Genomic DNA, 9,193 nt, shown 5'->3' with positions numbered 1-9,193 from the left:
CAGTGTGGCAGGCCCGCTCGGTCCCCTCGTTGTGGATCATCACACGAGGAGTATGCGGACCGCCACCGACAGTTCTGGATCAGGTGAGGGCCTCACGCGGAGGTGACAGCCAGCTGGCCCGCGCCGCTGTACAGCCGGATCTTGAACTGGATGTGCTCCTGGTGCTCCCGCAGCCGCGCGATCTGGGACGCCACCCGCTCTTCGTGCTCGCGCAGGACGTCCACCCGCTCTTCGCGCGTCGCCTCACCTGAGCGCAGCAGCTCCACGAACCGGAGCATCTCCGCCACCGGCATGCCCGTGTACCGCAGGCACCTCAGCAGCTGCAGGAACTCCACGTCCTGGTCGGTGAACACCCGCCGCCCGCCGGCTGTGCGGCCTACCTCGTGCAGCAGGCCGATGCGCTCGTAGTACCGCAGGGTGTCGATCGTGAAACCGGTCTTTTCGGTCACCTGGGCCGGGGTGTAGGACGTCACCGACCCAGAGTGGCACCTGGAGTGCACTCCAGGTCAAGCGGTCGCGACCGCCCGGCGCACGCCCTCGGCCAGCTCGGCGGACAGTGCCCGGACGCCGGACGGACCCTCGGCCGCCGCCGTGACCAGGGCCGATCCCACGATCACCGCGTCCGCGAACGACGCCACCTGGGCCGCCTGCTCGCCGGACCGCACGCCCAGACCCACGCCGATCGGCAGGGACGTGTGCGCCCGGGTGCGGCGGACCAGCGTCTCCGCGCCCGCGCCCACCTGGTCGCGCGCGCCCGTCACGCCCATCACCGCCGTCGCGTACACGAAGCCCGACGACGCCGAAACCGTGCGCGCGAGCCGCTCCTCCGACGACGACGGCGCCACCAGGAACGTCCGGTCCAGTCCGTGCTCGGCCGAAGCCGTCATCCACGCCGCGGCCTCGTCCGGGATCAGGTCCGGCGTGATCAGGCCGAGCCCGCCGGCCGAAGCGAGGTCACGCGCGAAGCGGTCCACGCCGTAGCGGTTCACCGGGTTCCAGTACGTCATGACGACCGCGTTGCCGCCGCGGGCCGACACCGACTCGACCACCTCGAACAGGTGCTTGAGGCGGAAACCGTTGTCCAGCGCGGTCACGGACGCCGCCTGGATCGTCGGGCCGTCCATCACCGGGTCCGAATACGGCACGCCGACCTCGATGAGGTCCGCGCCGCCGTCGACGCACGCCGCGATCAGGTCCTTCGACCCGGACACCGTCGGGAAGCCCGCCGGGAGGTAGCCGATCAGCGCGCCACGCCCTTCGGCGCGCGTCGTCGCGAAGAGGTCGTCGAGCTTGCTCATCCGTTCACCAGCCCGAACCACTTCGCCGCCGTGTCCATGTCCTTGTCGCCGCGGCCCGAGAGGTTCACGACGATCAGGCCGTCGGGACCCAGCTCGCGGCCGAGCACCAGCGCGCCGGCCAGCGCGTGCGCCGACTCGATCGCCGGGATGATGCCCTCGGTGCGCGACAGCAGCTTGAACGCGTCCATCGCCTCGGCGTCGGTGACCGGCCGGTACTCGGCGCGGCCGGTGTCCTTCAGCCACGCGTGCTCCGGGCCGACGCCCGGGTAGTCCAGCCCGGCCGAGATCGAGTGCGACTCGACCGTCTGGCCGTCTTCGTCCTGCAGCAGGTACGTCATCGCGCCGTGCAGGTTGCCCGGAGAGCCCTTCGTGAGCGTCGCCCCGTGGCGGTTGCCCTCGATGCCCTCGCCACCCGGCTCCAGGCCGACCAGCCGCACCGACGGGTCGTCGTAGAAGCCGGAGAAGATGCCGATCGCGTTCGACCCGCCGCCGACGCACGCCGCCACGACGTCGGGCAGGCGGCCGGCCTGCTCGAGGATCTGCTCGCGGGCCTCGGCGCCGATGACGTGGTGGAAGTTGCGGACCATCGTCGGGAACGGCGCCGGACCGGCCGCCGTGCCGAACAGGTAGTGCGTGGTGTCGGCGTTGGTGACCCAGTCGCGCAGCGCCTCGTTGATCGCGTCCTTGAGCGTCCGCGAACCGGTCTTGACCGGGATGACCTCGGCGCCGAGCAGCTTCATGCGGGCGACGTTCAGCGCCTGGCGCTCGGTGTCGACCTCGCCCATGTAGACGACGCAGTCGAGGTCGAGCAGCGCGCACGCGGTCGCCGTCGCGACGCCGTGCTGGCCCGCGCCGGTCTCGGCGATGACGCGCTTCTTGCCCATCCGCTTGGTGAGCAGCGCCTGGCCCAGCACGTTGTTGATCTTGTGCGAGCCGGTGTGGTTCAGGTCCTCGCGCTTGAGGAAGACGCGCGCGCCGCCGGCGTGCTCGCCGAAGCGCTTGGCCTCGGTGAGCAGCGACGGGCGGCCCGCGTAGTCCTTCAGCAGGCGGTTGAACTCGTTCAGGAACTCCGGGTCGTGCCGGGCCTTCTCGTACTCGGCGGCGACCTCGTCGACGACGCCGATCAGCGCCTCCGGCATGAACCGGCCACCGTACGGGCCGTAGTAGCCACGGTCGTCCGGGTCGTGCGTGCCGAACTCATGAGGCCGTTCAACACCGTGCTCTTCGGTCACCGGGAGGGCCTCGGGCAGGCGGGGTGGGAACCGGCGGTGACCAGCTTGACCAGGGAGCCCTTCGGGTCGCCGGAAGCGACGAGCCCCTCGCCGACCAGCACCGCGTCGGCGCCGTGGCCGGCGTAGGACATCAGGTCGCCCGGGCCGCGGACGCCCGACTCGGCGACCTTGTAGACGTCCATCGGCAGGCCGGGGGCCAGCCGCGAGAAGACGTCGCGGTCCACCTCGAGGGTATGCAGGTTGCGCGCGTTGACGCCGATGACCTTGGCGCCCGCCTCGAGGGCCTTGTCGGCCTCCTCGGCGTTGTGGATCTCCACCAGCGCGGTCATCCCGAGGGATTCGACGCGGTCGAGCAGCGCGGCGAGGGCGTTCTTCTCCAGCGCGGCGACGATCAGCAGCACCATGTCGGCGCCGTGCAGGCGGGCCTCGTGCACCTGGTAGGGGCTGACGATGAAGTCCTTGCGCAGGATCGGGATGTCGACCGCCGCGCGCACCGCGTCCAGGTCGGCCAGCGAGCCGCCGAAGCGGCGCTGCTCGGTGAGCACGCTGATCACGCGCGCGCCGCCGTCTTCGTAGTCCTTCGCCAGCGCGGCGGGGTCGGGGATGTCGGCCAGCTCGCCCTTGGAGGGGCTGCGGCGCTTCACCTCGGCGATCACGCCGATGCCGGACTCGCGCAGCGCGGACATCACGTCGCGGGGCGCCGGGGCGGCCGCCGCGCGGATCTTCAGCTCGTCGAACGGCAGCACGGACTCGCGTGCCGCGAGGTCCTCGCGCACGCCGGCGACGATGTCTTCGAGCACGCTCACCGGGCGCCCCCGCCCGGGTATGCGCTCACGGATTCCTTCGCAAGGTCGCTCACAAAAACCTTCCCCTTCCCGCCGAAACGATGCTAACCCCCGCATCTGGAGCGCCCGGTTCCGGGTGCGCGCGTTACTCCGAATGCCTCCCCCGGACCTCCGTCGGATCCTCTCCTTCCGACAGTGCTTCCCACAGCTCGGCGTCCGGATCACGCGCCTTCTTGCGCGTGGCCGGAGCCGCGTACCGGGCACCGAGCCGCGCGGCACCGGCACCCTTGACGGCTGCCAACCCGCCGGCCGCGACGAGAATTCCCCCGAGCACGGCCAGGCCGCGCCCGAGCAGCATCTGCGTCACGGGCAGCCCGTCGGCCCAGCCGGAGAACTTCACCCCGGACACGCCGGACCACACCGCGGCGACGCCGGCCAGCGCGAGGACGACGCCCAGCACGCGCCGCGCCCAGCCGCCGGTCGCGATCACCCCGGCCACGCCAGCGAGCGCGAGCAGGGCCAGCGGCACGAGCGCCGTCGCGCGCTGCTCGCCGGTCTCGCGGTAGAGGACCGTGCCGCGCACGCCGCCGTCGCGGAACTCGGCGAACCACGTCAGCCGTGACGCTCCCCACAGCGCGAGCGCGCCGAGCAGGAGCGCGACCACGATCATCCACAGTGGACGCCGCGACGGCTTGGCGGTCTCCGGTGCCTCGGCCGGTGCCTCAGACATGCGCGCTGTCCGCGGCCGGGTCGAGGACGCCCGCGGCGACCATCGTCTGCGCGGCGGCCACGGCCGACAGCACGGTCCTGGCCTTGTTCAGCGACTCGGTGTCCTCGTAGTCCGGCACCGAGTCGGCGACGACGCCGCCGCCGGCCTGGACGTGCGCGATCCCGTCCTTGACCAGCGCCGTGCGGATCGCGATCGCGGTGTCGGCGTCGCCGGCGAAGTCGAGGTAGCCGACGACCCCGCCGTACAGCGCGCGGCGGACCGGCTCCAGCTCCTCGATCAGCTCCATCGCGCGGACCTTCGGCGCGCCGGACAGCGTCCCGGCCGGGAAGCACGCCGTGACCGCGTCGAACGCCGTCTTGCCCTCGGCCAGCTCGCCGGTGACGGTCGACACGATGTGCATGACGTGGCTGTAGCGCTCGATCTGGAAGAAGTCGACCACGCGCACGGTGCCCGGCTTGCAGACCTTGCCGAGGTCGTTGCGGCCGAGGTCGACGAGCATCAGGTGCTCCGAGCGCTCCTTCTCGTCGGCGAGGAGGTCCTTGGCCAGCTGGGCGTCCTCCTCCGGGTCGGCGCCGCGCCAGCGCGTGCCCGCGATCGGGTGCGTGGTCGCACGGCCGTCCCGCACGGTGACGAGCGACTCGGGGCTGGAGCCGACGATGTCGAAGCCCTCCAGCCGCAGCAGGTACATGTACGGGCTCGGGTTGGACGTCCGCAGCACGCGGTAGATGTCGAGCGCGTCGGCGGCGGTGGGGATCTCGAAGCGTTGCGACGGCACGATCTGGAACGCTTCGCCGGCCTTGATCGCCTCGACGGCCTTTTCGACCGCCGCGTGGAAGTCCGCCTTGGAGCGCTTGCGCGTGAACTCGGGCTCGGGCCGGTCGAACGCGGCGACCGTGGCCGGCGCGGGCACCTGCAGCTGCTCGGTCATCGCGCTGAGCCGGGCGACGGCGTCGTCGTAGGCCGCGTCCACGCGCTCGGGCGAGTCGTCCCAGTTGACGGCGTTCGCGATCAGCGTGACCGTGCCCTCGTGGTGGTCGAACGCCGCGAGGTCGGTGGCCAGGAGCATCGTCAGCTCGGGGATGTCGAGGTCGCGTTCGGCCAGCTCGGGCAGCTTTTCCAGCCAGCGAACGGAGTCGTAGCCGATGTAGCCGACCATGCCGCCGGTCAGCGGCGGCAATCCGGGCAGCGGCTCGGTGTGCAACGCTTCGATCGTTTCGCGCAGCACGGTGAGCGGGTTGCCGACCGAGGGCAGGCCGACCGGCGGGGTGCCGGTCCAGACCGCTTCGCCGTCGCGGACGGTGAGCGCGGCCGGGCTGCGGACGCCGATGAACGACCAGCGCGTCCAGGAGGCGCCGTTCTCCGCGGACTCGAACAGGAACGTGCCCGGCCGGTCGGCGGCGAGCTTGCGGTAGACCCCGATCGGCGTCTCGCCGTCGGCGAGGACCCGGCGCACGACCGGGATGACGCGGCGGCTCTCGGCGAGGGCGCGGAAGTCCTCACGGGACGGGCTGACCGAGCCGGGACCGGACCCGGCGAATGCGCTGACCATGACCCTCATTGTGCTGCACCCCCGGGAAGGGGTTTTCCCAGACCCTGAATTCAATGTTTGTTGAATTCAGCGGGGACGTGCGTCATGATGGAGACGTGAGCACCACCGAGCCTACTTCGCGACGCCGCGGACGGCGCCCCGCCGGCCAGGACACCCGCACCGCACTGATCGAAGCCGCGCGGGCCGTGTTCGCGGAGAACGGCTACGACGGGGCCACCGTGCGCGCGATCGCCACCCGCGCGGGCGTCGACGCGGCCATGGTCAACCACTGGTTCGGCGGCAAGGAGGGCCTGTTCGCGCGGGCGGTGCTCGAGCTGCCGTTCGACCCGATGGAACTCCTCAAGGTCCTGCGCGACGGCCCGGACGAAGAGCTCGGCGAACGGATCGTCCGCACGTTCATCACCCGCTGGGACGGCGCGGGCGGCGGGGTGTTCGTGGCGCTGATCCGCAGCGTCACCGGCCACGAGCAGGCCGGGCACGTGCTGCGCGACTTCTTCCAGAAGTTCTTCACCGCGCTGATCTCGTCGATCGGCTCGGACGACGTCTCGCTGCGCATGACGCTCTGCGCGTCCCAGATGGTCGGCATGGGCATGATCCGGTACGTGGCGAAGTTCGAGCCGTTCGCGACCGAGGAGGTCGAGGTCCTGGTGCGGGCGGTGGCGCCGAACCTGCAGCGCTACCTCACCGGCGAGATCGGCTGACCCGCTCCCGGAGTCCGTACGCGGGCACGGCGTACGGGCCGGGCCGCCCCCGGCCGCCGATCCACGCCCGCCGGTTCTCCCTGCCGGTCGGCGTGCCGGGGCCGTGCGTCGACAGCGCGCAGCGCAGCACGATCCCGCTGCCGTCACGGAAGCGGACCCGGACCTCCGGGCGGACGGCCCGGCGCCCGAGGTCGCCGACGCTCACCTCCGCGACCCGCCACCCGGTGCGGGCGGCCGCGCGGGCCCGGCGTCGCCGCGAACGCGAACGGCAGCCAGGCCCCGTGGTCCGGCACGAGAGTGAGCAGCCGGTGGTCGACCGCCCGCAGGCGGGACACGCCGAACGCGGCGAGCGCCAGGGACCCGGTCAGGACCGCGGCCACCGTGAGGACCAGCCGGCCGCGCCGCCGTCTTTCGTACTCCATCGGCGAAGGTCAGGACCGCCGGACGACGTCGCCGGGCGTGCGTGCGGGAGTGCGTCAAGATCGCGGCCGCCAGCGGGCGGCCTCGGCGCGTGCCCCGAACAGCACCGGGCCGTCGCGCAGGGGCGGGTTCGGGGGCACGAGCACCGACATCGCGGGTCCGTCCCCGGCGACGATCGCCGGCACACCGGGCACCAGGGCCCGCACGGCCATCCCGGCCTGCCACGAGCGGAGGTCGAGCCGGCTGCCGTCCGCGAAGCGCACGGCGACGGGGGCCGAAGTGGCCTTCGGGCGCACATCGCCGACCGTGACGGCCGCGCTCCGCCAGCCCGTCCGGCGGGCCGCCTGCGCGCGCCTTTCCGCGACGAAGCCGCAGTAGCCCCCGTACGCCGCGATCGCCGGGCCGAGCACCATGAGCGGCACCCGGCCGCTGAACAGGCACGCGACCGCGACCAGGATCGCCAGGACCATGAACGCCGCCAGCCGCCGGAACCGCCGCTCCAGCGCGGCCGTGCCCCGCGCGGACCACGCCGGCTCGCTCTTTTCCCGCGGTGGCAGGCAATCCGCGTACCGCTCTTCCCCCATTCGCCCAGCTTACGCCGGGGGTCAGCGGGCGAGCAGCAGCGCGATCAGGGCCAGGGTGCCCGGCAGGACCTGGACGAACAGGATGCGCTTGTTCGCCGTCGCCGCGCCGTAGAGGCCCGCGATGATCACGCAGACGATGCCGTAGAGCTTGAGCTGGAAGCCCGTCGGGTCGCTCGCGATGAGGCCCCACACCAGCGCGAGCGCCAGGAAACCGTTGTACAGCCCCTGGTTCGCGGCCAGCGGCGCGCTCTCCTTCGCGAACTCCTCGGTGGTGCCGAAGGCCGCGCGGGCCCGGGGCGTCGTCCAGAGGAACATCTCCAGGACGACGATGTAGACGTGGATCAGGGCGACCAGCCCGACCAGGACGTCGGCGACGATTGTCACGCGTGCTCTTTCTCGTCGGCCAGGAGCAGGCGCTCCTCGGTGTCGAAACAGGTGTGCGTGCCGGTGTGACAGGCCGGGCCGGTCTGGTCGACGCGCAGCAGGACAGTATCGCCGTCGCAGTCGATCCGCACCTCGCGGACGTGCTGGTAGTGGCCGGACGTCTCGCCCTTGACCCACAGCTTCCGCCGGCTGCGCGACCAGTACGTGCCGCGGCGGGTCGCGAGGGTGGCGGCGAGCGCGTCGTCGTTCATCCAGGCCATCATCAGCACGTCCGAAGTGGCGTGCTCGACGACGACCGCCGCGATCAGGCCGTCGGCGTTGCGCTTGAGGCGCGCCGAGACGGCCGTTTCCAGGGTCATGCGCGTACTCCCAGGATGTGCCGCTTCAGCGGCATCGAGTTGAACAGGACGAACGCGTAGCCGTAGCCGAGGAAGGACAGGCCGGAGAACAGCTTGTTCCACCACAGCGCGGCGCCGAGCAGCAGGAAGGCGTGCAGCAGCGCGAACACGACGGTGATGACGAGCCCGCCGATCCGGGCGCTGCCCAGCTTGAGCACGAGCCCGGTCGTCACGACGCCGCCGAGGACCAGCGCGAGCGCGGGGATCCGGAAGATCTCCGGGCCCGAGCCGGCGCCGAGCACCGGGACGAGGTCGAGCAGCGCCCAGGCGACCGGCAGCCCGACCAGCAGGGCGGCGGTGACCTTGACCTCGACGGGTGCCTGCCAGGACTTCATCGGACCTCGACCCCGCCTTCGCGCAGCGCGTCCTTGACGTCGCCGATCTTGAGCTGTCCGAAGTGGAACACGCTGGCCGCGAGCACCGCGTCCGCGCCCGTTCGCACCGCCGGCAGGAAGTGTTCGACCGCGCCCGCTCCCCCGCTGGCGATCACCGGGACCCGGACGGCCTTGCGGACGAGCTCGATGAGCTCGAGGTCGAAGCCGTTCTTGGTGCCGTCGGCGTCCATGGAGTTCAGCAGGATCTCGCCGACGCCGAGCTCCTCGCCGCGCGCGGCCCACTCGACGGCGTCGATGCCGGTGCCGCGGCGGCCGCCGTGGGTGGTGACCTCGAACCCGGACGCGGTCGGCTCGCCGCCCTCGGGCACGCGGCGCGCGTCGACCGACAGGACGATGCACTGGGCGCCGAACCGCCGGGACGCCTCGTGGAGGAACTCCGGCCGGGCGATCGCGGCGGTATTGATGCTCACCTTGTCCGCGCCGGTGCGCAGCAGCCGGTTGACGTCGTCGTTGCTGCGGACGCCACCTCCGACGGTGAGCGGGATGAACACCTGCTCGGCGGTGCGGCGGACCACGTGGTAGGTGGTCTCGCGGTCGCCCGAGGACGCCGTGACGTCGAGGAACGTCAGTTCGTCGGCCCCCTCGGCGTCGTAGCGCCGGGCCAGCTCGACGGGGTCGCCGGCGTCGCGGAGGCCGGCGAAGTTGACGCCCTTGACGACCCGGCCCGCGTCGACGTCGAGACAGGGGATCACCCGCACCGCGACAGACATGGTCACC

13 protein-coding genes are annotated in these 9,193 nt (G+C 72.1%); 1 reads left to right on the top strand and 12 read right to left on the bottom strand.

Features of this window, described 5'->3' with window-relative positions; translation table 11 throughout:
* Nucleotides 1-92: 92 nt before the first annotated feature.
* The 6 genes from ACZ7OU_RS18720 to ACZ7OU_RS18695 all read right to left on the bottom strand — a co-directional run bounded on the left by ACZ7OU_RS18720 (nucleotide 93) and on the right by ACZ7OU_RS18695 (nucleotide 5,594).
* Nucleotides 93-473, bottom strand: coding sequence for a MerR family transcriptional regulator (locus tag ACZ7OU_RS18720; protein WP_470256045.1), 381 nt, complete (start codon nucleotides 471-473; stop codon nucleotides 93-95).
* A gap of 33 nt (nucleotides 474-506) precedes the next feature.
* Entirely contained in the window at nucleotides 507-1,298 is a 792-nt protein-coding gene (gene trpA / locus ACZ7OU_RS18715; RefSeq protein WP_470256044.1) for a tryptophan synthase subunit alpha, read from the bottom strand.
* Nucleotides 1,295-2,548, bottom strand: coding sequence for a tryptophan synthase subunit beta (trpB, locus tag ACZ7OU_RS18710; RefSeq protein ID WP_470257621.1), 1,254 nt, complete (start codon nucleotides 2,546-2,548; stop codon nucleotides 1,295-1,297). Before trpB ends, trpA begins: the two co-directional genes overlap by 4 nt.
* On the bottom strand, nucleotides 2,527-3,336 hold the full coding sequence (gene trpC, locus ACZ7OU_RS18705; RefSeq protein ID WP_470238835.1) for an indole-3-glycerol phosphate synthase TrpC: 810 nt from the start codon (nucleotides 3,334-3,336) through the stop codon (nucleotides 2,527-2,529). Before trpC ends, trpB begins: the two co-directional genes overlap by 22 nt.
* A gap of 124 nt (nucleotides 3,337-3,460) precedes the next feature.
* On the bottom strand, nucleotides 3,461-4,045 hold the full coding sequence (locus tag ACZ7OU_RS18700) for a Trp biosynthesis-associated membrane protein (protein ID WP_470256043.1): 585 nt from the start codon (nucleotides 4,043-4,045) through the stop codon (nucleotides 3,461-3,463).
* Nucleotides 4,038-5,594 carry an anthranilate synthase component I gene (locus tag ACZ7OU_RS18695; protein ID WP_470238836.1) on the bottom strand — a complete coding sequence of 519 codons (1,557 nt, stop codon included), beginning with the start codon at nucleotides 5,592-5,594 and terminating at the stop codon, nucleotides 4,038-4,040. The genes ACZ7OU_RS18700 and ACZ7OU_RS18695 overlap by 8 nt, the downstream gene beginning before the upstream one ends.
* Nucleotides 5,595-5,689: 95 nt before the next feature.
* Between ACZ7OU_RS18695 and ACZ7OU_RS18690 the strand changes: the two genes are divergently transcribed.
* The gene (locus tag ACZ7OU_RS18690) at nucleotides 5,690-6,295 is read left to right on the top strand and encodes a TetR/AcrR family transcriptional regulator (RefSeq protein WP_470256042.1); all 606 of its coding nucleotides are present in this window, start codon (nucleotides 5,690-5,692) and stop codon (nucleotides 6,293-6,295) included.
* Here ACZ7OU_RS18690 and ACZ7OU_RS18685 read toward each other — a convergent pair.
* The 6 genes from ACZ7OU_RS18685 to hisF all read right to left on the bottom strand — a co-directional run bounded on the left by ACZ7OU_RS18685 (nucleotide 6,276) and on the right by hisF (nucleotide 9,186).
* Entirely contained in the window at nucleotides 6,276-6,500 is a 225-nt protein-coding gene (locus ACZ7OU_RS18685; protein ID WP_470256041.1) for a hypothetical protein, read from the bottom strand. The two genes, ACZ7OU_RS18690 and ACZ7OU_RS18685, sit on opposite strands and share 20 nt — an antisense overlap.
* 271 nt (nucleotides 6,501-6,771) lie before the next feature.
* The gene (locus ACZ7OU_RS18680; RefSeq protein WP_470256040.1) at nucleotides 6,772-7,299 is read right to left on the bottom strand and encodes a hypothetical protein; all 528 of its coding nucleotides are present in this window, start codon (nucleotides 7,297-7,299) and stop codon (nucleotides 6,772-6,774) included.
* A gap of 21 nt (nucleotides 7,300-7,320) precedes the next feature.
* Nucleotides 7,321-7,683, bottom strand: coding sequence for a DUF1304 domain-containing protein (locus tag ACZ7OU_RS18675; RefSeq protein ID WP_364628204.1), 363 nt, complete (start codon nucleotides 7,681-7,683; stop codon nucleotides 7,321-7,323).
* The gene (hisI, locus tag ACZ7OU_RS18670; RefSeq protein WP_470238840.1) at nucleotides 7,680-8,042 is read right to left on the bottom strand and encodes a phosphoribosyl-AMP cyclohydrolase; all 363 of its coding nucleotides are present in this window, start codon (nucleotides 8,040-8,042) and stop codon (nucleotides 7,680-7,682) included. The genes ACZ7OU_RS18675 and hisI overlap by 4 nt, the downstream gene beginning before the upstream one ends.
* Entirely contained in the window at nucleotides 8,039-8,416 is a 378-nt protein-coding gene (locus tag ACZ7OU_RS18665) for a hypothetical protein (protein WP_470238841.1), read from the bottom strand. The genes hisI and ACZ7OU_RS18665 overlap by 4 nt, the downstream gene beginning before the upstream one ends.
* Nucleotides 8,413-9,186 carry an imidazole glycerol phosphate synthase subunit HisF gene (gene hisF, locus ACZ7OU_RS18660; RefSeq protein WP_470256039.1) on the bottom strand — a complete coding sequence of 258 codons (774 nt, stop codon included), beginning with the start codon at nucleotides 9,184-9,186 and terminating at the stop codon, nucleotides 8,413-8,415. Before hisF ends, ACZ7OU_RS18665 begins: the two co-directional genes overlap by 4 nt.
* Nucleotides 9,187-9,193 lie beyond the last annotated feature (7 nt).

Source organism: Amycolatopsis sp. NPDC114505, from assembly GCF_055633615.1.
This window is presented reverse-complemented; position numbering and strand designations above follow the sequence as displayed.

Coding starts and splice junctions, on each gene's coding strand:
- trpA (WP_470256044.1), bottom strand. CDS start 1,298: ATGAGCAAGCTCGACGACCTCTTCGCGACGACGCGCGCCGAAGGGCGT.
- ACZ7OU_RS18700 (WP_470256043.1), bottom strand. CDS start 4,045: ATGTCTGAGGCACCGGCCGAGGCACCGGAGACCGCCAAGCCGTCGCGG.
- ACZ7OU_RS18695 (WP_470238836.1), bottom strand. CDS start 5,594: ATGGTCAGCGCATTCGCCGGGTCCGGTCCCGGCTCGGTCAGCCCGTCC.
- ACZ7OU_RS18680 (WP_470256040.1), bottom strand. CDS start 7,299: ATGGGGGAAGAGCGGTACGCGGATTGCCTGCCACCGCGGGAAAAGAGC.
- hisI (WP_470238840.1), bottom strand. CDS start 8,042: ATGACCCTGGAAACGGCCGTCTCGGCGCGCCTCAAGCGCAACGCCGAC.
- ACZ7OU_RS18665 (WP_470238841.1), bottom strand. CDS start 8,416: ATGAAGTCCTGGCAGGCACCCGTCGAGGTCAAGGTCACCGCCGCCCTG.
- hisF (WP_470256039.1), bottom strand. CDS start 9,186: ATGTCTGTCGCGGTGCGGGTGATCCCCTGTCTCGACGTCGACGCGGGC.